Origin of the sequence: Streptomyces virginiae (assembly GCF_041432505.1) — a bacterium.
In the GTDB taxonomy this organism is placed as follows: domain Bacteria; phylum Actinomycetota; class Actinomycetes; order Streptomycetales; family Streptomycetaceae; genus Streptomyces; species Streptomyces virginiae_A.
Genome location: NZ_CP107871.1, coordinates 7,564,282 through 7,587,063, shown reverse-complemented (window position 1 = coordinate 7,587,063; position 22,782 = coordinate 7,564,282). Strand labels below are relative to the sequence as shown.

Here is a 22,782-nt window from a genome sequence, read left to right as displayed (position 1 = left end):
TACGGCAAAGAATCAGCCATCGACACCGACGGCGGAGCAAGCGTACGCAGATTGATCTCATATGCCCGCAGCTGAGGCAATCCTGACGCGTCCTTAACGCGAACAGAGCTACCTGTGGCGTAGCCGCAGTGTTCCCGAGGTCAGCCGAGGCCAGGAATGGTGGACACCACCAGGTCGATGAGCTTGATGCCTACGAAGGGCAGGATCAGCCCGCCGAGGCCGTAGACACCGAGGTTGCGGCGCAGCAGGTCGTGTGCGGAAGCGGGCCGGTAGCGGACACCGCGCAAGGCGAGCGGGATGAGGGCCACGATGATCAGCGCGTTGAAGATGATCGCCGAGGTGATCGCAGAGGTCGGGCTGCTCAGGCCCATGATGTTGAGGGCTTCGAGCCCCGGGTAGGCCGCGGTGAACATCGCCGGGATGATCGCGAAGTACTTCGCGACGTCGTTCGTGATCGAGAAGGTGGTGAGCGCACCCCGGGTGATGAGGAGCTGCTTGCCGATCTCGACGATCTCGATGAGCTTGGTCGGGTTGGAGTCCAGGTCCACCATGTTCCCGGCCTCCTTGGCGGCCGAGGTGCCCGTGTTCATGGCCACGCCGACGTCGGCCTGCGCGAGGGCGGGGGCGTCGTTCGTACCGTCACCGGTCATCGCAACCAGCTTGCCGCCCGCCTGCTCCCGCTTGATCAGCGCGAGCTTGTCCTCGGGCGTCGCCTGGGCGAGGTACTCGTCCACCCCCGCCTCCGCGGCGATGGCGCGGGCCGTCAGCTCGTTGTCGCCGGTCACCATGACCGTACGGATCCCCATGCTCCGCAGCTCCGCGAAGCGCTCCCGGATGCCTTCCTTGACCACGTCCTTGAGGTGGATGATGCCGAGGACCCGCGGCCCGTCCCAGTCGTGGACCGCCACCAGCAGAGGGGTCCCGCCGGATTGCGAGACCTGGGCGGACCATGCGGCGGCCTCCGCCTGCACGGTCCCGCCGCGCATCGCCACCCAGTCCATGACCTCCGTCACCGCGCCCTTGCGGATGGCGCATCCCGCGCCGTTGTCCCAGCTCAGGTTGACGCCGCTCATCCGGGTGCGGGCGCTGAACTCGGTGAAGCGGGGGTTGCTGAGGTCCTCGGCGGCGGCCGGCTGGAGCCCGTACCGCTGGGCCAGGGCCACGACGGACCGGCCTTCGGGGGTCTGGTCGGCGAGGGAGGACAGCTGGGCGGCGTCGGCAAGCTTGGTGTGGTCGATGCCGGGAAGCGGGATGAAGGCGGCGGCCTCGCGGTTGCCGTGGGTGATGGTGCCGGTCTTGTCGAGGAGCAGGGTGTTGATGTCACCCGCGGCCTCGACGGCGCGGCCGCTCAGCGCGATGACGTTGCGCTGCACGAGGCGGTCCATGCCGGCGATGCCGATCGCGGAGAGCAGGGCGCCGATCGTGGTGGGGATGAGGGTCACCAGGAGCGCGACCAGTACGGTCGTGGACTGGGCGGCGCCCGCGTACGCGGCCATCGGCTGGATGCTGACCACGATCAGGATGAAGATGACGGTCAGGGCGGCCAGCAGGATGTTCAGCGCGATCTCGTTCGGGGTCTTCTGCCGGGACGCACCCTCGACCAGCGCGATCATCCGGTCGATGAAGCTGTTCCCGGAGCGCGAGGTGACCCGTACGACGATCGAGTCCGACAGTACGGTCGTGCCTCCGGTGACACCGGACCTGTCGCCGCCCGACTCCCGGAGCACGGGGGCTGATTCACCGGTCACCGCCGATTCGTCCACCATCGCCGCGCCGTCGACCACGTCCCCGTCGGCCGGTACCAGCTCCCCCGCTTCGACCAGGACGAAGTCGAAGGGCTGGAGCTCGGCCGGGGTCACCACCTCGGTCTCGGCGTGGCGCAGGTTCGTCCCGTACGTCCAGCGCTTCAGCCGGAGAGCGACGGTGTCGGTACGCGCCTTGCGCAGCGACGCGGCCTGGGCTCGGCCACGGCCCTCGGCGACGGCCTCGGCGAGGTTGGCGAACAGAACCGTCAGCCAGAGCCAGACGCTGATCACCCAAGTGAAGACGGACGGGTGGATGAGCGCCGAGAGCGTCGTCAGGACGGAGCCCACGGCCACGACGAACAGCACCGGCTTCTTCACCAGTTCGCGCGGGTGGAGCTTGGCGACGGCCTCCGGGGCGGAGGTGGCGAGGAGCTCGGGCTCCAGCACGTTCACCTGGCCGGAGCGTTTCCGGGACGGCCGGTCGAGCGGGGTCCGCGGAGGGGTCCCTAGACCCGGGGGCACGTGCTGCGCGGCGGCGGGAGGCATGGGGAGGAGACCTTCTGGTGAGTTCGGCCGGGCACCCCTGCCGGGCCGGTCGGCACGCGGCGGGTGCGGGTGAGAGGTGTCGCCGCCGGGGACTGTCTCGCATGGACCCCCTCGGCCGTCATGTGAGTGGTCGAGGTCCCCGGCGGCGCAACAGGCAGGAAACTACTGCCCGTGCCAGCGGAAATCCCCCTGTGGGCAGGGGATTTGGCACCTTCTTGACGGCGGCGCACAAGACGCGTCAAGCCGCCGTCAAGGGCACGTCAACGCGCGTCGGCCGTGATGCGGAAGCGCAGTCGGCAGATGACGGCGTCGGTGTCGCGGCGTACCGCGTGGGCGACCACGGAGCCACGCTGGTTCTGCAGCATCCGCTGCCACAGGTGAGTGGGTTCCGTTTCCGGGATGAGGACGGTCACCTGGGCATCCGGGTGTTTCTGCATGAGCTCGCGCACGTACGCCGACACCGGCCGGCCGAGCGAGCGGGTAGCGGAGGCGACCTCGATCAGCTCGATGCCGGGCTTCCACAACTCCCAGTCCCGGCGCAGCGCTTCGGCCGCTTGCCGGTCCTCAGGACCGGTGTGGGTGACGGTCACGGCGAGGACCTCGTCGCCGAGCGAGCGGGCCGCGGTCAGCGCCTGACAGGTCAGTCGGGACAGTCCCGACACGGGTACGACGATCAGCGAGCGGGAGCGCCGGGGCGGCTGCGGGATGCGGCCGAGCTCCAGGCGTGCGCCGATCTGGGCGTAGGCCCGGTTGACCTTCTCGAAGCCGAGGACGATCAGCGGCAGGGCGAGCACGATCAGCCAGGCGCCCTCGGTGAACCTGGTGGCGGTCACGACGACCGCCGAGACCCCGGTGAGCAGGGCGCCGAAGCCGTTGAGGCCGGCCTTGGCCTGCCAGCCCTTGGGGCGTTCGCCGTACCAGTGTCGGACCATGCCGACCTGGCAGATGGTGAAGCCGACGAAGACGCCGATCGCGAAGAGCGGAACGAGGGTATTGGTGTCGCCGCCTGAGAACACCAGCAGGGCGGCGGACACGAGGGCCAGCCACACCACCCCGTGGCGGTGGACCTGGCGGTCCGCCTTGAGGGCGAAGACGTGCGGCAGGTAGTTGTCCCGGGCCAGCAGGCTCATCAGCACGGGAAGCCCGCCGAAGGAGGTGTTCGCGGCCAGCGCGAGCAGCACCATCGTCGCGAACTGGACCACGTAGAAGGCGAGGTTGTGGCCGAAGGAGGCGTCCGCGAGCTGGGCCAGCACGGTCACCCCCTCGACCGGCTGGAGGTGGAAGCGGCCGATCAGGACCGAGAGGCCGATCAGCATCACGCCGAGCAGGGCGCCGAGGGCCACCTCGGTCCGCTGGGCGCGTCGCGCGGCCGGGCAACGGAAGGCCGGCACCGCATTGGCGACGGCCTCGACGCCGGTCAGGGCGGAACAGCCGGCCGCGAAGGCCTTCAGCAACAGAAGCGCGCCGACGGTGGTGGCCCCGTCGCCGAGCGCGGAGGCGTGGCCGGCGGCCGAGGCGGTGCTGACCGGGCCGTCGCGGAAGAGACCGACCGCCACCATGGTGAGGATCGACCCGACGAACACCGCGGTCGGTACGAGGAACGCCTTGGCGGAGTCCACGACCCCGCGCAGGTTCACCGCCGTGACCAGAACCAGGATCCCGAGGCAGATCCACACCCGTTCCCCGTACAGCTCGGGGAACGCCGAGGTCAGCGCCGCGACGCCGGCGGTGACGGAGACGGCGACGTTCAGGACGTAGTCGAGGATCAGCGAGGCCGCGGCCACCAGACTCGTGCGCCGGCCGAGATGCTTCTTGGCGACGGCGTACGAACCGCCACCGTCCGGGAACGCGGCGATGACCTGCCGGTACGAGGCCACCAGCACGGCGAGCAGAGCTGCGATCGCGAGGGTGACGGGGAGGGTGAGCCCGAGCCCGTAGGCACCGGCTGCCGCCAGGACCAGCACGATCGACTCGGGCCCGTACGCCACGGAGGCCATCGCGTCGAGCGACAGCGCGGCCAGACCCTGGAGGGCGGTCAGCCGGTGCCGGTCCCCCGCCTCGTGAGGCGTCCGCACGCCGGTATCAGGAGGTTCCTCCGTGCCCGGTGCCTGCCCGGCCGCGGTCGTCTTTCCCATTTCTATGGCCATCTTCGCTGTTCCTCCGATTGGGCAAAGTGAGGACAGCGTCCGGATGGCGTGGCCGAATGACCAGTGCTCTTGGCGAATTCCATACGACCGCCGCGCCACTCTTCACGTGCTCCTGACGCCGGGGCCGCAAAGTCGTACGAGGTGCGTCAAGATCTCAACAGGGCACGTGGCTCCTTCATCGGCCGGGGGCACGCTTGAAAGGCGCGACACATGTCCGTCGAAGTCAAGGGAGTACACGCTGATGAACGCGGAAAACGTGGTCGGGCTCATCGTCGCCGTCGCTCTGCTCGGCTACCTCGTGACCGCCCTGATCAGGCCCGAGAGGTTCTGATTCAAGACCGCCCCGTCCGGACGGGAGGCATCACATGTCCGGATCCTCGCACCGCCTGCACGACCGTGCCGTTCTGCTCGCCGCCCTCGTGGTGCCGTTCCTCGTGGCGCTCGCCCTCGTCTGATCATGGTCGTCGCGGTGGTCGCCGTCGCCGCGCTCGGGACCCGGGCGACCGGGGCGCCGGCCGCACTCTCTGCGGCTGCCTGGTTCGATTTCTTCCTCACCAGGCCCTACCAGCAGTTCGCCATCGCCGACGGCGACGAGATCCAAACGGCTTTCCTCCTGCTTGTCGTCGGCCTGATCGTCTCGCAGCTGGCCGCACGGGTACAGCGGCTCCGGACGGTCGTGGTCGCCGACGCCTCGCATCTGTCGAGCCTCCAGGGAACCGCCCGTCTGGTCGAGGACGGCGCCTCACCGGAAGCGGTGGTCGAGTACGTGCGCCGGGAGCTCGTCGGCCTGCTGGGGCTGCGCGGCTGCCGCTTCGAGTACGGCAGGCTGCTCGGGCACCGGCCGGACGGAGAGACCGAGCTGCGCGTCGTCGGCGGCACTACTACGGCCGCTTCCTCCTCGATCCGCTCCCGGACCGTCCCCTGCCTCCCGAGGAGGCCCGCCTGGTCGCGGTCGCGCTGGCCGCTCAGGCCGGTGCCGTGCTGGACACGGTCGGCCTCTCCCACCAGGGCTGACCGGCAGTTCGCGACCACTCGCGTATGCGCCGCGTTAAGAGTTCCCCTGCTTCCGTATGGACCCCATCAAGGTGTCTTAACGCCGGGATGAAGACACGGTTATCTCGACATCGGCCATCTGGCCGATTCAATTCCTTCCCTCTTCATCCAGGAGCTCACGGTGGCCGATCTGGCCTTCGTCGTCACCACGGTCGCGGTCTTCGCGCTGGTGGCTCTCATCGCCCGGGGGGTGACCAAGCTGTGAACGCCGAAAACATCATCGGCCTCGTCGTGGCCGTCTCCCTGCTCGGATACCTCGTCCTCGCCCTTGTGTACCCGGAGAGGTTCTAGCCACCGATGAGTCCCGTTCTCGCTGGTGTGCTCCAGCTCCTCGCACTGATCGCCGCGCTCGCGCTGGCCTACCGCCCGCTGGGCGACCACATGGCCCGCGTCTACTCCTCCGACAAGCACTACAAGCCGGAGAAGTGGATCTACAAGGCCATCGGCGCCAATCCGAGCGCCGAGATGCGCTGGCCCGCCTACCTGCGCGCCGTCCTCGCCTTCTCCGCGGTCTCGGTCCTGTTCCTCTACGGCCTCCAGCGGGCCCAAGGCATCCTGCCCGGCTCGCTCGGCTTCTCCGCGATCGACCCCGACCAGGCCTTCAACACCGCCGCCTCCTTCGTGGCCAACACGAACTGGCAGTCGTACTACGGCGAGCAGGCCATGGGCCACGTCGTACAGACCGGCGGCCTGGCGGTCCAGAACTTCGTCTCCGCCGCCGTCGGCATGGCCGTCGCCGTGGCCCTCGTACGGGGCTTCGCGCGCTCCCGCACCGGTGAGCTGGGCAACTTCTGGGCCGACCTGGTCCGCGGTGTCTTCCGCATCCTCCTGCCCATCTCCGTGATCGGTGCGGTCATCCTCGTCGCGTGCGGCGCCATCCAGAACTTCGCCGGCATCCACGAGGTCGGCCAGTTCCTCGGCGGCACCCAGCAGTGGAACGGCGGCGCCGTCGCCTCCCAGGAGGTCATCAAGGAGCTGGGCACCAACGGCGGCGGCTACTTCAACGCCAACTCCGCCCACCCCTTCGAGAACCCCAGCCCGTTCTCGAACCTCTTCGAGATCTTCCTGATCCTGCTCATCCCGTTCGCCCTCACCCGCACCTTCGGCCGCATGGTCGGCAACCTGCGCCAGGGCTACGCGATCCTCGCCACGATGGCCACCATCTGGATCGGCTTCACCGCGCTGATGATGTGGACCGAGTTCGCCCACCACGGCCCGGCCTTCGACGTCTCGGGCGGGGCGATGGAGGGCAAGGAGACCCGCTTCGGCGTGGGCGCGTCCGCGATCTTCTCGGTCGCGACCACGCTGACCTCGACCGGCGCGGTCAACTCCTTCCACTCCTCGTACACGGGCCTGGGCGGCGGCATCCAGCTGCTGGGCATGCAGCTCGGCGAGATCGCGCCCGGCGGCGTCGGCTCCGGCCTCTACGGCATGCTGATCATGGCGATCATCGCCGTCTTCATCGCCGGCCTGATGGTCGGCCGCACCCCCGAATACCTGGGCAAGAAGATCGGCACCCGCGAGATCAAGTTCGCGGCCTGCTACATCCTCATCACGCCCGCCCTGGTGCTCGGCTTCACCGCCGCGGCGATGGCGCTGGACACCCCGGCGAACTCGATGACGAACTCCGGCGCGCACGGCTTCTCCGAGATCCTCTACGCCTACACCTCGGGCGCCAACAACAACGGCTCCGCCTTCGCGGGCCTGAACGCCGACACCCAGTGGTTCAACAGCACCATCGGCATCGCCATGCTGCTCGGCCGCTTCCTCCCGATGGTGTTCGTCCTGGCGCTGGCCGGCTCGCTGGCCGAGCAGAAGCCCGTGCCCGAGACCGCGGGCACCCTGCGGACCGACAAGCCGCTGTACACCGGCCTGCTCGTCGGAACCATCCTCATCATCACCGGTCTGACCTACTTCCCGGCGCTGGCGCTGGGTCCGCTCGCCGAAGGGCTCGCATCATGAGCACCGCCACACCGACCCGTGCTCCGCACGACGACCTGCCGACCGGCCACAAACCGCCTGCCGGCCGCGTGGGTGGGGGGCTGTTCGACCCCAAGGCACTGCTGAAGTCCTTCCCGGACGCGGTCCGCAAGCTCGACCCCCGGATCATGATCAAGTCGCCGGTCATGTTCGTGGTCCTGATCGGGTCGGTCGTCACGACCGTCCTGGCGGTCACGGACCCGACGAACTGGTTCGGCTGGGCGATCACTGCCTGGCTGTGGCTGACCACGATCTTCGCCAACCTCGCGGAGGCCGTGGCCGAGGGCCGCGGCAAGGCTCAGGCCGACACCCTGCGCAAGGCCAAGACCGACTCCGTCGCCCGCCGTCTGACCAAGGACGGCAAGGGCGAGGAGCAGGTGCCCGGCGCGGAGCTCCGTATCGGTGACCTGGTGGTCTGCGAGGCGGGAGATGTCATCCCCGGCGACGGTGACGTGGTCGAGGGTGTGGCCTCCGTCGACGAGTCCGCGATCACGGGTGAGTCGGCTCCGGTGATCCGCGAGTCCGGAGGTGACCGCAGCGCAGTCACCGGCGGCACGAAGGTGCTGTCCGACCGGATCGTCATCAAGATCACGACGAAGCCCGGCGAGACCTTCATCGACCGCATGATCGCCCTCGTCGAGGGCGCAGCACGGCAGAAGACGCCCAACGAGATCGCGCTGAACATCCTTCTCGCGTCCCTCACGATCGTCTTCCTGCTGGCCGTCGTCACCCTGCAGCCGTTCGCGATCTACGCGGACGCCAAGCAGTCCATGATCGTGCTGACGGCCCTGCTGGTCTGCCTGATCCCCACGACCATCGGTGCCCTGCTCTCGGCCATCGGTATCGCGGGCATGGACCGGCTCGTCCAGCGCAACGTCCTCGCGATGAGCGGGCGCGCGGTGGAAGCCGCCGGTGACGTGTCGACGCTGCTGCTCGACAAGACGGGCACCATCACCCTCGGCAACCGCCAGGCGTCAGAGTTCGTCCCGGTCAAGGGAACGACGGAGGCCGAGCTGGCGGACGCGGCCCAGCTCTCCTCCCTCGCGGACGAGACTCCCGAGGGCCGTTCCATCGTGGTCCTCGCGAAGGAGAAGTACGGTCTGCGGGAACGCCACCAGGGCGAACTGTCCCAGGCCGAGTGGATCGCCTTCACCGCCCAGACCCGCATGTCGGGCGTGGACGTGGACGGCAAGCAGACCCGCAAGGGCGCCGCCGGATCCGTCATCACCTGGGTCCGGGAGCAGGGTGGTCAGGTGTCCGACGACGCCGACACCCTGGCCAACAAGATCTCGGAGGCCGGCGGTACACCGCTCCTCGTCGCCGTCAAGGACGACAAGGGCGCCCGCGTGCTGGGCGTCATCCACCTCAAGGACGTGGTCAAGGAGGGCATGCGCGAGCGGTTCGAGGAACTGCGCCGCATGGGCATCAAGACCGTCATGATCACGGGCGACAACCCGCTCACCGCGAAGGCCATCGCCGAGGAGGCGGGTGTCGACGACTTCCTCGCCGAGGCCACGCCCGAGGACAAGATGGCCCTCATCAAGCGGGAGCAGGCCGGCGGCAAGCTCGTCGCGATGACGGGTGACGGTACGAACGACGCCCCCGCCCTCGCGCAGGCCGACGTCGGCGTGGCGATGAACACGGGCACCTCGGCCGCCAAGGAGGCCGGGAACATGGTGGACCTGGACTCCAACCCCACCAAACTCATCGAGATCGTCGAGATCGGCAAGCAGCTCCTCATCACCCGGGGTGCGCTCACCACCTTCTCCATCGCCAACGACGTCGCGAAGTACTTCGCGATCATCCCGGCCATGTTCGCCGTGGTCTACCCCGGCCTCGACAAGCTCAACATCATGGGCCTGTCCTCGCCGAACTCCGCGATCCTCTCCGCCGTCATCTTCAACGCGCTGATCATCATCGCGCTGGTCCCGCTCGCCCTCAAGGGCGTCCGGTACCGGCCCACCAGCGCCGACAAGATGCTCCGCCGGAACCTGGGGATCTACGGACTCGGCGGCCTGATCGCCCCGTTCATCGGCATCAAGATCATCGACATGCTCATCTCCCTCATCCCCGGAATCGGCTGAGACGACAATGAACAACTCAGTAGGCAACACAGCACGGTTGATCGGCGCGGGTCTGCGGGCCCTGCTGGTTCTGACGGTGATCTGCGGCGTGCTCTACCCGCTGGCCGTCACCGGGATCGCCCAGGCCCTCTTCAACGACCAGGCCAACGGCTCCGAGATCAAGGACAAGAGCGGCCAGGTCGTCGGCTCCTCCCTCATCGGGCAGACCTACAACCTGCCCAAGCAGAACCCCGACGACCCGGAGGAAGCCGCCAAGCCGGACCTCAAGTGGTTCCAGCCGCGCCCCTCCAACGGCCTCGGCTCCAACAGCGTCAACACCCAGTACACGCTGATCCTCTCCGGCGCCACCAACCGCTCCGCCGACAACGGCGCGAAGGACGGCAAGTGCACCGACGAGGTGGAGGGCAGCCTCTGCTCCCAGGTCATCGCCGCCAAGGAGGCCGTCATCGCCGACAACTCCACCGCCGGCCACCAGATCAAGCCCGAGGACGTACCGGCCGACGCCGTCACCTCCTCCGGCTCCGGCCTCGACCCGAACATCTCCCCGGAATACGCCAAGCTCCAGGTCCACCGCGTCGCCGAGCAGAACAAACTCGACGTCAAGCAGGTCGAGAAGCTGGTCGAGGACCACACAGAGGGCCGCACGCTCGGCTTCATGGGTGAGCCCCGCGTCAATGTCCTGGAGCTGAACATCGCCCTGAAGGCGCTCTCCAAGAGCTGAGCTCCACATCGCACGGACCGGGAGCCGGCAGGGCGCGGAGTCTCCCCCAGCTGCCGCTGGGCGGGGCCCCGCCCCCGCCGGCTCCCACCGTGCCCGTTACGAAGGAAAGGCTGCACACCGATGACCCGGGTGCTGGTGGTGGAGGACGACCCTCAGCTCGTCCGCGCGCTGAAGATCAACCTCCAGGCGCGCAAGTTCGAGGTCGAAGAGGCCTCCGACGGCGGCTCCGCCCTGCGGCTCGCGGCCGCACGCAAGCCGGACGTCATAGTGCTGGACCTCGGCCTCCCGGACATGGACGGCATCGACGTCATCAAGGCCGTCCGCGGCTGGAGCAAGGTCCCCATCCTGGTCCTCTCCGCCCGCCACACCTCCGAGGACAAGATCCGGGCCCTGGACGCCGGCGCCGACGACTACGTGACGAAACCGTTCAGCATGGACGAGCTCCTGGCGCGGCTGCGGGCGGCGGCGCGGAGACATGAAGCGCCGACGGCTTCGCAGGCCGACGAAGTCACCGTGGTCACGACCGACGAGTTCACCGTCGATCTGGTCGCGAAGAAGGTTCGCCGTGGCGAGCGCACCGTACGGCTCACCCCGACCGAATGGCACCTGCTGGAAATCCTCATCACCCACCCGGGCCGGCTGATCACCCAAAGTCGGCTTCTGCTGGAGGTCTGGGGCCCGACCTACGGCGAGAACACCAATTACCTGCGCGTCTACATGGCCCAGCTACGGCGCAAACTGGAAGCGGATCCTTCGCATCCGCGGTACCTGATCACCGAACCCGGCATGGGCTACCGCTTCGAACCTTGATCACCCGCCCGATCCACGGCACGAACCCCCGTCGTCAGCAGAGAAGAAGAGTCGGAACATGGGACGCGGCAAGCTCCGCATCTACCTCGGCGCGGCACCGGGCGTCGGCAAGACGTACGCGATGCTCTCCGAGGCGCACCGCCGGATCGAGCGGGGCACCGACTGCGTCGTCGGCTTCGTCGAACACCACAGCCGGCCGCGGACCGAGGTGATGCTGCACGGCCTGGAACTCATCGAACGACGCGAGATCGAGTACCGGGGCAGCACCTTCACCGAGATGGACGTGGACGCGATCCTCGCCCGCCGCCCCGCCGTGGCGCTGGTCGACGAGCTCGCCCACACCAACGTCCCCGGCTCGCGCAATGCCAAACGGTGGCAGGACGTCGAGGAACTGCTCCAGGCCGGCATCGACGTCGTCTCGACCGTCAACATCCAGCACCTCGAATCCCTGGGTGACGTGGTCGAGACGATCACCGGGGTACGGCAGCGCGAGACCGTTCCCGACGAGGTGGCCCGGCGCGCCGACCAGATCGAGCTCGTCGACATGTCCCCGCAAGCGCTGCGCCGCCGTATGGCACACGGCAACGTCTACAAGCCCGACAAGGTCGACGCGGCGCTTTCGAACTACTTCCGGCCCGGGAACCTGACCGCCCTGCGTGAGCTCGCGCTGCTGTGGGTCGCCGACCGCGTGGACGAGTACCTCCAGGAATACCGCGGCGAGCACAACATCCGCTCCACCTGGCAGGCCCGCGAACGCATCGTCGTCGGCCTCACCGGCGGCCCCGAGGGGCGTCAGCTCATCCGACGCGCCGCGCGCCTCGCCGAGAAGGGGGCCGGCGGCGAGGTCCTCGCCGTCTACATCGCAGCCAGCGACGGACTGACCTCGGCCTCGCCCAAGGAGCTGGCCGTTCAGCGCACCCTGGTCGAGGATCTGGGCGGCACGTTCCACCACGTGATAGGCGAGAGCGTCCCCGACGCGCTGCTGGAGTTCGCCCGCGGCTGCAACGCCACCCAGATCGTCCTCGGCGTCAGCCGCCGCCGCTCCTGGCAGTACGTGTTCGGACCGGGCGTGAGTGCCACGGTCGCCCGCGAATCCGGACCCGACCTCGACGTCCACATCGTCACGCACGACGAGGCCGCCAAGGGCCGCGGCCTGCCGATCGCCCGCGGTGCCCGTCTCGGCCGGTCCCGCCTCATCTGGGGCTGGCTGACCGGTATCGCCGGACCCGCGCTCCTCACCGTTCTGCTGAACCAGGTCCTTCCCGACCTCGGGCTCGCCAACGACATGCTGCTGTTCCTCACCTTCACGGTGGCGGCGGCCCTCCTGGGAGGCCTGCTGCCCGCTCTGGCCTCGGCGGCCTTCGGATCCCTGCTCCTGAACTACTTCTTCACCCCGCCGCTGCACGAGTTCACCATCTCCGACCCGAAGAACATCGTCGCCATCGCGATCTTCGTCGGCGTCGCCGTGTCGGTGGCCTCCGTGGTCGACCTGGCCGCCCGCCGGACCCACCAGGCCGCCCGGCTGCGCGCCGAGTCCGAGATCCTGTCCTTCCTCGCCGGCAGCGTCCTGCGCGGCGAGGACTCCCTCGACGCCCTCCTCGAACGGCTCCGCGAGACCTTCGCCATGCAGTCGGTCGTCCTCCTCGAACGGAGCAGTGAGGTCGATCCCTGGAACACCGCCTCGTCCGTCGGCACCAGCCCTGTCAGCCGGCCCGAAGACGCGGACGTGGACCTGCCCATAGGCGACAACATGGCGCTCGCCCTCACCGGCCGGGTACTGCCCGCCGAGGACCGGCGCGTGCTCGGCGCCTTCGCCGCCCAGGCCGCAGTCGTACTCGATCGCCAGCGCCTCGTCGACGAGGCGGGCAAGGCCAAGGAACTCGCCGAGGGCAACCGCATCCGCACCGCCCTGCTCGCCGCCGTCAGCCACGACCTGCGCACCCCGCTCGCCGGGATCAAGGCCGCCGTCACCTCCTTGCGCTCCGACGACGTCGACTGGTCCGAGGAGGACAAGGCCGAACTCCTCGAAGGCATCGAGGACGGCGCCGACCGCCTCGCCGCCCTGATCGGCAACCTCCTCGACATGTCCCGCCTCAACACCGGCACCGTCGTCCCCCTCATCCGGGAGACCGACCTCGACGAGGTCGTCCCGATGGCGCTGGGCGGCGTACCGGAGGACAGTGTCGACCTCGACATCCCGGAAACGCTCCCGATGGTCGCCGTCGACCGGGGCCTGCTGGAGCGGGCGGTCGCCAACATCGTCGAGAACGCCGTCAAGTACAGCCCCGACGGACAGCCGGTCAAGGTCACGGCGAGTGCCCTGCACGAGCGGGTGGAACTGCGCGTCGTCGACCGTGGCCCTGGCGTCCCTGACGAGGCCAAGAGCCGGATCTTCGAACCCTTCCAGCGCCACGGCGACGCCCCACGGGGCGCCGGAGTCGGCCTCGGCCTCGCCGTAGCCCGCGGCTTCACCGAGGCCATCGGCGGCACCCTCACGGCCGAGGACACCCCCGGCGGCGGCCTCACCATGGTCATCACCCTCCCCATAGCGGGCGGCACACCGCCGGTCACCGCGGATCTCCCGACCTCGGCGGTCACCTGAATCGGCCCGCGGGCGGGCCCGAAAATCGAGAGCCACGACGACCGACAGACGCACAACCGGCGCGGGAAGGGCCGCGAGTCCACTTCGGCCGGTGCACACGTCGACGACCGAAACACGCGAGCCGCCCAGCTCCGGTATCCCCACACCGAGAGCTGGACGGCTCATGTGTTGTGCGACGGTTGACCAGCACGCGGTCGCACCGGCCCGTACTCCCACGGCCGGACCGTGCGCGTCTTGGTCGGTGTTCAGGTCACCGGCCTCCAGCCGCGTGCCACCGGACCGTCACCGGCTCCGTCGCTCCGCCAGTCTGCTCCCGGCCGACCTCGGTGACAACGCTCCTTGACGCGTTCCTTCCACCCGGCTGCCGATCTTTGACGCGCACCTGATGACCTGCGCGAAAGCCGGATTCGCACCGTCACCCGACATACATCAGAAGGCCGTCAAGGTCCCGTTCGGGATCTTGCCCCGGTATCCCTGATGCGCTGGGATGGGCTCATGAACAGCGGTCCGCGCTACGACGATCGGCCACCGAATCAGGTGCAGCCGACAGCGCCCGCTGTCCGCCCGGCCCTCTGACTTCGGCCGCGCGTCCTGCGCGTACCACCCGCCGCCGGCGTCCTGAAGGACTCCGGCCGGGGCTTCGTACGCGTCCTCCCCTTCACCGCATGACCTGAGCCCTCGCCCCTGCCGACGCCGGGGCGCCGGGCGCGTCAGCCATGCCTGCTTCCAGGAATCCGACATGTCTTCTTCCCTGTCCGGACGTACCGTCCTCGTCACCGGCGCCACCGCCGGCATCGGCTACGAGACCGCCCGCCGGCTCGCCGAGCGGGGCGCCACCGTCCTCCTCCACGGCCGCACATCCGAGGAGGCCCAGGCCGCCGCCGACCGGCTCGTTGCCACCGCCGGTGTGGACGGCGCCCGTCTCCGACCGCTCGCCGCCGACTTCGCCCGCCTGGAGGAAGTCGAGAACCTGGCCCACGCCGTCGTACGGGAGCACCCGCGCCTGGACGTACTCGTCAACAACGCGGCCATCGCAGCCCCCGAGCGTCACACGCTCACCGTCGACGGCAACGAGGTCGCCTTCCAGGTCAACTTCCTCGCCCACTACCTCCTCACCAACCTCCTGGAATCCGCCCTCACCACCGACCCCGGCGGGCGCGTCGTCAACGTCTCCTCCTCCCTCCACCGCACCGCGGCCATCCAGTGGAGCGACCCGAACCGGGAGCGCCGCTACTCACGGCTCGCCGCCTACGCGCAGTCGCAACTGGCCCTGACCGTCTTCGCCTCCGACCTGCGCGTCACCGCCGTCTCCGTCCACCCCGGTGTCTGCGCGACCGGTCTCCTGTCGCTGTACGGGAACGAGGGCGAATCCGCCGCCGAGGGCGCCCAGCACGTCGTTCGTCTCTGCGACCCGGCCACCGAGATCGTCAACGGCGCCTACTACGACCGCTCCGAACGCGTCGCCCCGGCCGCCGCCGCCACCGAGGACCGCACGATCAAGCGCCTCAACAAGCTCGCCGACCTGCTCGTCGGCCACACCGCCTGAAGGGATACCCACACATGTCGAAGCGCGCACGCAAGAAGAGGGCCCGCCGCAAGAAGGGCTCCAACCACGGCAGCAAGCCCTCCTGCTAGCCATAGGCCCCATCCGCGGGGCGGCCCTCCGAACCGGGCCGCCCCGCCTCCATGTCCCGACAGGAACCCTCGTGATCAACTTGCCGTCCCACCGACTCCCGGCGCTCGTCCGCTGGTTCCCCACCGGGGCCCCGGCTCGGCCGCCCTGACCGAGCACGTACTGACCACCGAGGCCGGCCGCTGGTGGGTGGACCGCGTCATCCAGCCGCGCGTGATCGCCGCCGAGTACGGGGACCACGTACTCCTGCGCGGAGACCCGCAGGCCCTGACGCCGACGGATCTCAGGGTCTTCGCGGACCGCTCCATCGAAGCACCGGGCCGCTTCCTTCCGCTGATCGGGGCCGCGTTCGACAGGGTCGCGCCCTGGCAGCGCGTGGTGTACGTCAAGCGCTCCCCCGTGCCCGCCACCCGGCCGCCCAGGGGTGTGACCGTACACAGGCTGACCGCCCGGGACACGCGCGCTCTCAGCCCAGCTGGACCTGCTGGCGGGCAACCGCCCCGGCCGCCTGCTCGCCTGGACCGCCGGCTTCCGCCCCGAGCTGGAGTACGCCCACTACGCCGTCGGCAGACCGGCGGCGACCGGGAAAGCGGCGGCAGGCCGGTCGACGGTGAACTCGTCGGTGTCGACCAGCGCTTCCTCCGCGGCGGCCGGCTCCTGACGCGGCGTGCGGCGGATGACGGCTCCCAGACGGGCCAGCAGTTCGTCCATGCTGAAAGGCTTGGTGACGTAGTCGTCGGCGCCCGCGTCCAGGGCCCGGATCTTCTCCTCCGAGCCGTGACGGGCGGAGACCACCAGGACCGGCACCTGCGACGACCTACGCAGGTTCTTGATCACATCGATGCCGTCCATGTCCGGCAGCCCGAGGTCGAGCAGGACCACGTCCGGGCGGCACGCCGCCACGGCGTCCAGGGCCGCGCCCCCGTCCTGGGCGGAGTCCACTTCGTACTTCCGCGCCTTCAGATTGATGACCAGCAACCGAGCCAGCTGCGGTTCGTCATCCACCACCAGCACCCGGGTCATCGGCGTGCCGCCTTCCTCTCGTACGTCCCCTGGAGATCCGGCCGTCGTGGGCTGCTGACGAGCTTCGGACAGGGCAGTCAACTAGAGGAAACAGCGGCTATCGGCCGCCTCGGCAGGCGTTGACGACGTCCATACGACCGTAGGCGCTACTTTGACGCCCTTCTAACGGCGCGACTCGCCCGGCGGGCAGGGCACGAGCCGCGTACGACCGGGTCAACGTTCCTCATCAGAGCGGCGTCAAGGACTCGCATACCTCCTTGAGCCCCGCCTCGTGAACCAGTTGGATGAGCGATGTGAACAGCGCTCTGCGCCATGACGACCGACCGCCGCATACGGTGCGCCCGGCCTCGGACGCTGTTCACCTGCCGGTGCGCTGACGCACCGCCCCATCCGCGGCCGCCCGCCCCGCCCGTTGCGCGGGCGGCCGCTTCACCCCGCGCCTGCCCCCGCTCCGGGTCGGCGCAGGGCCTCACCCTTCGCCTCCTCCCGTTCGCCCGCCCGGTCGGCGATCGGACCCGCGTGCCCGCATGGGCCCCGCCTCCCCGCTCTCGTAGCCGAGCACCATTTGGAGAACGTCGTGATCGAAATCGCACCGCGGCAACTTCCGGCCCTGAGCCGCTGGTTCCCCACGGGCTCGCCCGGTCCCGGCGCCCTCGCCGAGCACGTGCTGACCACTGGCGTCGGCCACTGGTGGGCCGACCGCCCGGATCAGCCCCGTGTCCTCGCCGTCAGCTGCGCGGACCACGTGCTGCTGCGCGGCGACCCGGGCGTCCTCGCACCGGACTCGTTGAAGCGGTTCGCCGGCCAGTACGTCGAAACTCCCGCGCGCTTCTGGCCCACGCTCGGCCCTGCCTTCGAGCGCGTCGTCCCCCGGGAACGGATGCTGTACGTCCACCAGGCCCCTGCGACCCTCACCCGCCCGCCGCGCGGCGTCACGGTGAGACGCTTGACGTGCGGGGACGCTGCGGCGTTGGCCGAACTGCACTCCGGGAACGCCTGGATCCACGCCAGTTGGGGCGGACCCGGCGGCCTCGCCGCCTCCGGCCACGGCTGGGCCGCATTCGCCAAGGGCCGGATCCTGTCCGTCGCCTGCGCCTACTTCCTCGGCAGCGCCTACGAGGACATCGCGGTCGTCACCGTGCCGGATCGCCGCCGCGAACTCCCCCAGCTACCGCTGGGAGGGGCCCCCACCGCGCTGGCCTGTGTCGCCGGCCTGACGGCCGACATCCGAGCCCGTGGACACACGGCGAGCTGGTGCTGCTCGCGCGACAACCGGCCGAGCCGGCTGCTGGCCTGGACGGCCGGCTTCCGGCTGACCCGCGAATACGTCCACCACGCCACCGGACGCGCCGTGGCATCCGAGGCCCGGGCAACGCCAGTACCCGCGTAGCCGGGCTCGCCGTGCCCGTTCCGCAACGCACGGCGTCGGCGCTGGGGAGCACGGCTCAGGTCACCAGGTCCAGCCGCGCCTCCTCCAGGTCCAGTGAGCGCTGCAGCCGTTGGCGGGTGGTGTCGCTGATGTGGTGTTCGTCGTACAGCCGCTGGAGTTCGACGGCCTCCACCCGGATCAGGTCGCGGCGCAGCAGCCGGTAGACATGGTCTGCGGACTCCGCCAGGTCGGCTTCATCCAAGCGGTCGCGGGCATGGTCGAGGCGGGCCGGCAGGCTGCGTCGCAAACGGTCCGCCACGACGTCCGGTACGGCTTCGATGTCGGACATCTCGTCCAGGCGGCGGATCCCGGCGGCGGCAAGGCTGCACCGGGCGGATGCCTCCTCGCGTTCGGTGTGGTCCGGTTCGAGGGCGATGCCGGAGCGGCGGACCACATCGGCCAGGGTGAAGCCCTGGGCGACCAGGGTGACGACCACCACCGATGTGGTCAGTACGAGGACGAGCGGGCGCTGGCCCAGCAGGCTGCCGTCGTCCGCCGCGGCAGGGATGGAGAGAGCCGCGGCCAGCGGGACGACGCCGCGCGTGCCCGCCCAGGTCAGCACGGCCGGCACCCGCCAAGAGGGCCGCGTACCCGCACTGCGCTGGACGATGACCGAGAGCGGCAGTACCCACAGCAGGCGCACGGCGATCAGGGTCGCGGCGACGACGAGGGCGTACAGGGGCCAGAGTCGGTCGGCATCGGTCAGCGCCGCGACCTGTCCGGGCAGGGTGAGGCCGATGAGACTGAAGACGACGCTCTCCAACAGGAAGACAACGGTGCCGTTGACGGCGTGCAGCTGGATCCGGATGCGGGCTTTGGTGAACCGGCCCGCCTGACCGCCGAGCACGACGCCCGCCACCACGACCGAGGTCACGCCGGACGCGTGCACCTCCTCGGCCAGCACGTAGGCGGCGTACGGGGTCACCAGGGCTATGACGGTCTCCAGTACCGGGTCCTCGGTCCTGCGGCGGATCAGAGCCACCACACCCGCAACCACTCCCCCGGCCAGGACGCCTCCGCCGGCGAGCAGCGCGAACTCGGTGCCCGCGGCCTGCCAGGACACCCCGGCGGAGGCCACGGCTACGACGACCGCGACTCGGAAGAGCACGAGCGACGTCGCGTCGTTGAAGAGGCTCTCAGCCTGTACCAGGACCTGGACGCGGGGTGGCAGGGCGAGGCGGCGGCCGAGGGCAGTGACGGCGACCGGGTCCGTGCTCGCGAGGACGGCACCCAGGACCAGCGCCATCTGCCAGGTCAGCGGAGTGAGCAGCGACGCCACGGCCCCGACCGCGGCTGCCGAGGCCAGCACCAGACCTACCGCGAGCACACTGACCGGCTTCCACACCAGGCGCAGCTCGCGCCAGGACAGTTCCTCCGCGCTCGCGTACAGCAGGGGCGGGAGGACGACCAGACCGATCACTTCGGGGCTGACCCGTATCTCCGGAGTACCTGGTGTCAGCGCGACGACGAGGCCCGCCACGACGAGCAGTGAGGGCGCGGGAATCCGCCAGCGCCGGGCCCCTGTGGCCACGACCGTGGCCAGGACCACGAGGAACAAGACCGTACCGACACTGCGCATGACGCCCCCACCGAGTCGACGCAGGCCACGCGGCCCGCGACGCCGACCAGGCTTCCCGGCACACCGCCTTCACCCTATCGGCCTCCTGGCCGTCAATGCACCGTCAAAGTCCCGGCGGAGGGGCGTCAGGAGTGCGTCAGGGGCGTTCTCCTCATTGCGTCACTGGTGTTCGCTGGTGAGGTCGAGGGCGCACGGAGGAGTCGGGTACGGGTGAACACGGAAACTGTCGTAGGCATCATCGTCGCGGTCTGTCTGGTCGGCTATCTGGTCCTGGCGTTGTTCTTCCCGGAGAAGTTCTGACGATGACGATCACGCGAGAGGCCACCCCGGAGGCGGGGCGGCCCGTCGTTCCCCCCGGCAGGCTCAAGGTGTTTCTGGGCGCGGCCCCCGGAGTCGGCAAGACGTACCGGATGCTCGACGAGGCCCACCGCCGGGCTGCCCGTGGCGCGGATGTGGTGGCCGGCTTCGTGGAGTGCCACCGGCGCCGGCACACCGAAGCGAAACTCGACGGGCTCGAGACCCTGCCCCTGGCTGCCCGCGAGTACCGCGGTGGCCGGTACGCCGAACTGGACGGGGAGGCGCTGCTGGCCAGGCGGCCGCAGGTGGTGCTGATCGATGAACTCGCCCACACCAACGTCCCCGGGGGCGGGCGGCACCCGAAGCGCTGGCAGGACGTCGAGGACATCCTCGCCGTCGGGATCGACGTCGTCACCACGCTCAACATCCAGCACCTGGAATCACTCAGCGACGTCGTCGAGAAGATCACCGGGGTGCCGCAGCGGGAGACCGTACCCGACGAGTTCGTGCGCCGCGCCCACGAGATCGAGCTGGTCGACATACCGCCCGAGGGGCTGCGGCGCCGGATGGCGCACGGCAACATCTATCCGCCGGAGCGGATCGATGCCTCGCTGGCGAACTACTTCCGTCCCGGCAACCTCATCGCACTGCGGGAGCTGGCGCTCCTGTGGCTGGCGGGACGTGTGGACGAAGCCCTCCACAAGTACCGCACCGAGCACGGCATCGGGGACGTCTGGGAGACCCGGGAGAGGGTCGTGGTGGCTCTCACCGGTGGCCCGGAGGGTGAGACCCTCATCCGCCGCGCGGCACGCATCGCGAGCAGGTCCGCCGGCGGCGAACTGCTCGCCGTACACGTCGCCCGGAGCGACGGGCTCGCCGCCGGCGTCTCGCATGCGGCGCTGGCCGGACAGAGGGCCCTCGTCGAAGGCCTCGGCGGCAGCTACCACTCCGTCGTCGGCGACGAAGTACCCACCGCCCTGGTGGACTTCGCCATGGCGGAGAACGCCACCCAACTGGTCCTCGGTACGAGCCGCCGCCGTCGGCTGGAACGATTCCTCACCGGCCGGGGCATCGGCGAGACGGTCGTGGCGCTGTCGGAGGACATCGACGTCCACATGGTCACGCACGAGCGGGCCGGCCACGGCAGGCTGCTCCCCTCCCGCCGCCGTACGCTCCCCACGTCCCGCCTCATCGCCGGACCGGTGGCCGCTCTGCTGCTCCCCTTACTGCTCACCCTCACTCTCGACCGCATGCGCGGCACGCTGAACCTCACCAGCGAGGCGCTGTTGTTCCTCGTGGCCGTCGTGGGCGTGGCCTGCATCGGCGGGGTGGTCTCCGCTCTGATCGCGGCGCTCACCGCTGCCCTGCTCCTCAACTACTGGTTCATGGCGCCAGTGGGCGAGTTCACCATGAGCGACCCGGACAGTGTGCTGGCGCTGGTGGTCTTCGCCGTCGTCGCCGCCACCGTGGCAGCCGCGGCGGACCGGTCCCTGCGCCTCTCCCGCCGTGCCGCGCGGGCCACGGCAGAAGCGGAAACGATGTCGTCGCTCGCGGGCAGCATCATCCGAGGCGACCAGACGATTCCGGCCCTGCTGGAACGTACACGGGAGACGTTCGGCATGGACACCGTCGAACTGACTCCCGAACCGCCCGACATCGGTCCGGGAACGGAGAGCGGACGTCCCGCCCGTCGCGAGGCGGGCCCCGCCCTTGCGGTGGCGGCCGGGCACGAAGCCTTCCTCGTCCTGCGCGGTCGTACGCTGCCGTCCTCCGAGCGACGCGTGCTGGCCGCCTTCGCCGCGCATGTCGGCGCGGCGGTCGAGCGGGCCCGGCTGGCCGAGGCCGCCGCCGAGGTCGAACCCATCAAGGCCGCCGACCGCCTGCGCACCGCCCTGCTCCGAGCAGCAGCGCGGCGTTGGTCGGCGTCCAGGTGAGATCACCGGACAGGACGACGAGCCCCATCGCGGCGAGGTGGACCAGGTGCGCGGAGACGAACAGCAGCCGGGCACGCCTGGCCCCGGCGTCGGCCCGGTGGTACCAACGCTTCGCGGCGTTGGTGGCGTTGGTCAGCACCCCGCCGATGAGGTCGAGCCCGGCCAGGGCGACCACGACGAGCTGCGCGGTGGACAGGTCGCGTGCGACCCCCGAGGCCCACAGGCCTACGGCCAGGAGTAGGGCGCAGCCGAGGAGGCCCAGGGTCTCCACCACGGACTCGGAACGGGACTTGCCGGGGCCCATGAACCGCTCCAGGCGTCCCGCGAGGCCGGGCGGGGTGGCCGGTATCTCCCAGGAGATCTGCACGTCACCGCGCATGGGTCGGGTCCTCTCCGGCAGGTGTGGAGGCCGTGGCGACTGCCCCGCCCCACAGGCCGTACAACAGGCACCACAGCTGCGCCGAGGCCTCGCCGTCCTCCGGGAAGTCCGCGGCTTCGGGGAGGACGCGCTCGGTCGTCATACGGGCCAAGGTCCAGGCGTCGGCGGCCCGGATGACCGCCGCGGTCGCCGACACCAGCAGCCCGTGGTCCACGTCGGTCCGGATCATCCCGAGCCGCTGTCCGTCCGTGACCAGGGCGTCGAACCAGTCGAGCCACGGGCCCGCGTGGGTGCGCCCGATGGCGGCGTCGCTGAGGGCCAGATCCTCGGGGTGGTGCCGCAGGTGGGCGGCGAGGGCGGCGGAGGCGCCGGCGAACTGGGCCCGGAAGTCGGCCTCGTCACGGGCCGGGACCCAGGGGCCACGGGCGTCGAGCAGTCGCCCGAGCACACCGTCGAGGACCGCGGTGAGCAGGTCCTCGCGGCCGTCGAAGTAGTGGTAGGCGGCGGTCTTGGAGACCCCCGCGACTTCGATGATCTTGTTGTAGGAGGCGCCTTTGGTGCCGTGCTCGCCGAAGTGCCGGCGCGCCACGCCCAAGATGAGCTCCCGGCGCTCTGCGGGCAGGCGATCGAAACGGGGAAGAGGCATGACCACATAGCACCACTGGGGCGTACTGGCAGTACACCCCAGTAGTACACGCGGCCGTGCGGGCTGTATCAGCCGACTCGCTGGCGGCCCTACCAATCGTCACCTTCCGGCACTCGCGTCGGCCCAGGAGCTACGGCTACCACCCGTACAACGCTCCGAAGTGGGGCAGCCGCA

At 69.9% G+C, this 22,782-nt stretch carries 16 protein-coding genes and 2 pseudogenes; 12 read left to right on the top strand and 6 right to left on the bottom strand.

The features are described 5' to 3' along the window. Positions 1-140: 140 nt before the first annotated feature. Positions 141-2,291 (bottom strand): potassium-transporting ATPase subunit KdpB, encoded by a 2,151-nt coding sequence (gene kdpB / locus OG624_RS34890; RefSeq protein WP_266354549.1) that lies wholly within the window; start codon positions 2,289-2,291, stop codon positions 141-143. Positions 2,292-2,551: 260 nt separating this feature from the next. Next, positions 2,552-4,438, bottom strand: a complete 1,887-nt coding sequence (locus OG624_RS34885; RefSeq protein WP_033223117.1) for an APC family permease — start codon at positions 4,436-4,438, stop codon at positions 2,552-2,554. 241 nt (positions 4,439-4,679) lie between these two features. Here OG624_RS34885 and kdpF (OG624_RS34880) point away from each other — a divergent pair, with 241 nt between their 5' ends. The 9 genes from kdpF (OG624_RS34880) to OG624_RS34840 all read left to right on the top strand — a co-directional run bounded on the left by kdpF (OG624_RS34880) (position 4,680) and on the right by OG624_RS34840 (position 15,234). Continuing rightward, complete coding sequence (kdpF, locus tag OG624_RS34880; protein WP_033223116.1) at positions 4,680-4,769, top strand: K(+)-transporting ATPase subunit F; 90 nt, start codon at positions 4,680-4,682, stop codon at positions 4,767-4,769. Positions 4,770-4,895: 126 nt separating this feature from the next. Beyond that, positions 4,896-5,543 carry a DUF4118 domain-containing protein gene (locus tag OG624_RS34875; RefSeq protein WP_323184751.1) on the top strand — a complete coding sequence of 216 codons (648 nt, stop codon included), beginning with the start codon at positions 4,896-4,898 and terminating at the stop codon, positions 5,541-5,543. Between the two features lie 149 nt (positions 5,544-5,692). After that, positions 5,693-5,782 (top strand): K(+)-transporting ATPase subunit F, encoded by a 90-nt coding sequence (gene kdpF, locus OG624_RS34870; RefSeq protein WP_033223114.1) that lies wholly within the window; start codon positions 5,693-5,695, stop codon positions 5,780-5,782. A gap of 6 nt (positions 5,783-5,788) precedes the next feature. Further along, complete coding sequence (kdpA, locus tag OG624_RS34865) at positions 5,789-7,453, top strand: potassium-transporting ATPase subunit KdpA (protein ID WP_033223112.1); 1,665 nt, start codon at positions 5,789-5,791, stop codon at positions 7,451-7,453. Then, positions 7,450-9,555, top strand: a complete 2,106-nt coding sequence (gene kdpB, locus OG624_RS34860) for a potassium-transporting ATPase subunit KdpB (protein ID WP_033223110.1) — start codon at positions 7,450-7,452, stop codon at positions 9,553-9,555. The genes kdpA and kdpB (OG624_RS34860) overlap by 4 nt, the downstream gene beginning before the upstream one ends. A 7-nt stretch (positions 9,556-9,562) precedes the next feature. Next, positions 9,563-10,276 carry a potassium-transporting ATPase subunit C gene (locus OG624_RS34855; RefSeq protein WP_033223108.1) on the top strand — a complete coding sequence of 238 codons (714 nt, stop codon included), beginning with the start codon at positions 9,563-9,565 and terminating at the stop codon, positions 10,274-10,276. 120 nt (positions 10,277-10,396) lie between these two features. After that, positions 10,397-11,086 carry a response regulator gene (locus tag OG624_RS34850; protein ID WP_033223106.1) on the top strand — a complete coding sequence of 230 codons (690 nt, stop codon included), beginning with the start codon at positions 10,397-10,399 and terminating at the stop codon, positions 11,084-11,086. Positions 11,087-11,144: 58 nt separating this feature from the next. Then, the gene (locus OG624_RS34845) at positions 11,145-13,688 is read left to right on the top strand and encodes a sensor histidine kinase (RefSeq protein ID WP_033223104.1); all 2,544 of its coding nucleotides are present in this window, start codon (positions 11,145-11,147) and stop codon (positions 13,686-13,688) included. Between the two features lie 739 nt (positions 13,689-14,427). Beyond that, the gene (locus OG624_RS34840; protein ID WP_033223103.1) at positions 14,428-15,234 is read left to right on the top strand and encodes an SDR family NAD(P)-dependent oxidoreductase; all 807 of its coding nucleotides are present in this window, start codon (positions 14,428-14,430) and stop codon (positions 15,232-15,234) included. Positions 15,235-15,915: 681 nt separating this feature from the next. On the opposite strand, the pseudogene OG624_RS34835 reads toward OG624_RS34840, so the two are convergent. After that, positions 15,916-16,344 (bottom strand): annotated as a pseudogene (locus OG624_RS34835) (response regulator transcription factor); the annotation flags it as partial. 577 nt (positions 16,345-16,921) lie between these two features. Here OG624_RS34835 and OG624_RS34830 point away from each other — a divergent pair. Further along, positions 16,922-17,734, top strand: coding sequence for a GNAT family N-acetyltransferase (locus tag OG624_RS34830; RefSeq protein ID WP_033223274.1), 813 nt, complete (start codon positions 16,922-16,924; stop codon positions 17,732-17,734). Between the two features lie 55 nt (positions 17,735-17,789). On the opposite strand, the gene OG624_RS34825 is transcribed toward OG624_RS34830, so the two are convergent. Continuing rightward, complete coding sequence (locus OG624_RS34825; protein WP_371640312.1) at positions 17,790-19,352, bottom strand: Na+/H+ antiporter; 1,563 nt, start codon at positions 19,350-19,352, stop codon at positions 17,790-17,792. Positions 19,353-19,562: 210 nt separating this feature from the next. On the opposite strand from OG624_RS34825, the gene kdpF (OG624_RS34820) reads away from it, so the two are divergent. Both kdpF (OG624_RS34820) and OG624_RS34815 read left to right on the top strand, forming a co-directional pair. Beyond that, positions 19,563-19,652 (top strand): K(+)-transporting ATPase subunit F, encoded by a 90-nt coding sequence (gene kdpF, locus OG624_RS34820; protein ID WP_106971454.1) that lies wholly within the window; start codon positions 19,563-19,565, stop codon positions 19,650-19,652. A gap of 2 nt (positions 19,653-19,654) precedes the next feature. Then, positions 19,655-21,553, top strand: a pseudogene (locus OG624_RS34815) (DUF4118 domain-containing protein); the annotation flags it as partial. Here OG624_RS34815 and OG624_RS34810 read toward each other — a convergent pair. Both OG624_RS34810 and OG624_RS34805 read right to left on the bottom strand, forming a co-directional pair. Then, entirely contained in the window at positions 21,513-21,962 is a 450-nt protein-coding gene (locus OG624_RS34810; protein WP_371640311.1) for a hypothetical protein, read from the bottom strand. The pseudogene OG624_RS34815 and the gene OG624_RS34810 sit on opposite strands and share 41 nt — an antisense overlap. Continuing rightward, the gene (locus OG624_RS34805) at positions 21,952-22,608 is read right to left on the bottom strand and encodes a TetR/AcrR family transcriptional regulator (RefSeq protein WP_371640310.1); all 657 of its coding nucleotides are present in this window, start codon (positions 22,606-22,608) and stop codon (positions 21,952-21,954) included. The genes OG624_RS34810 and OG624_RS34805 overlap by 11 nt, the downstream gene beginning before the upstream one ends. Positions 22,609-22,782 lie beyond the last annotated feature (174 nt).

Excerpts from the sequence above, each read along its gene's own strand:
- kdpB (WP_266354549.1), bottom strand. The coding sequence starts at position 2,291 with ATGCCTCCCGCCGCCGCGCAGCACGTGCCCCCGGGTCTAGGGACCCCT.
- OG624_RS34885 (WP_033223117.1), bottom strand. The coding sequence starts at position 4,438 with ATGGCCATAGAAATGGGAAAGACGACCGCGGCCGGGCAGGCACCGGGC.
- kdpF (WP_033223116.1), top strand. The coding sequence starts at position 4,680 with ATGAACGCGGAAAACGTGGTCGGGCTCATCGTCGCCGTCGCTCTGCTC.
- OG624_RS34875 (WP_323184751.1), top strand. The coding sequence starts at position 4,896 with ATGGTCGTCGCGGTGGTCGCCGTCGCCGCGCTCGGGACCCGGGCGACC.
- kdpA (WP_033223112.1), top strand. The coding sequence starts at position 5,789 with ATGAGTCCCGTTCTCGCTGGTGTGCTCCAGCTCCTCGCACTGATCGCC.
- kdpB (WP_033223110.1), top strand. The coding sequence starts at position 7,450 with ATGAGCACCGCCACACCGACCCGTGCTCCGCACGACGACCTGCCGACC.
- OG624_RS34855 (WP_033223108.1), top strand. The coding sequence starts at position 9,563 with ATGAACAACTCAGTAGGCAACACAGCACGGTTGATCGGCGCGGGTCTG.
- OG624_RS34850 (WP_033223106.1), top strand. The coding sequence starts at position 10,397 with ATGACCCGGGTGCTGGTGGTGGAGGACGACCCTCAGCTCGTCCGCGCG.
- OG624_RS34845 (WP_033223104.1), top strand. The coding sequence starts at position 11,145 with ATGGGACGCGGCAAGCTCCGCATCTACCTCGGCGCGGCACCGGGCGTC.
- OG624_RS34840 (WP_033223103.1), top strand. The coding sequence starts at position 14,428 with ATGTCTTCTTCCCTGTCCGGACGTACCGTCCTCGTCACCGGCGCCACC.
- OG624_RS34825 (WP_371640312.1), bottom strand. The coding sequence starts at position 19,352 with ATGCGCAGTGTCGGTACGGTCTTGTTCCTCGTGGTCCTGGCCACGGTC.
- OG624_RS34810 (WP_371640311.1), bottom strand. The coding sequence starts at position 21,962 with ATGCGCGGTGACGTGCAGATCTCCTGGGAGATACCGGCCACCCCGCCC.
- OG624_RS34805 (WP_371640310.1), bottom strand. The coding sequence starts at position 22,608 with ATGCCTCTTCCCCGTTTCGATCGCCTGCCCGCAGAGCGCCGGGAGCTC.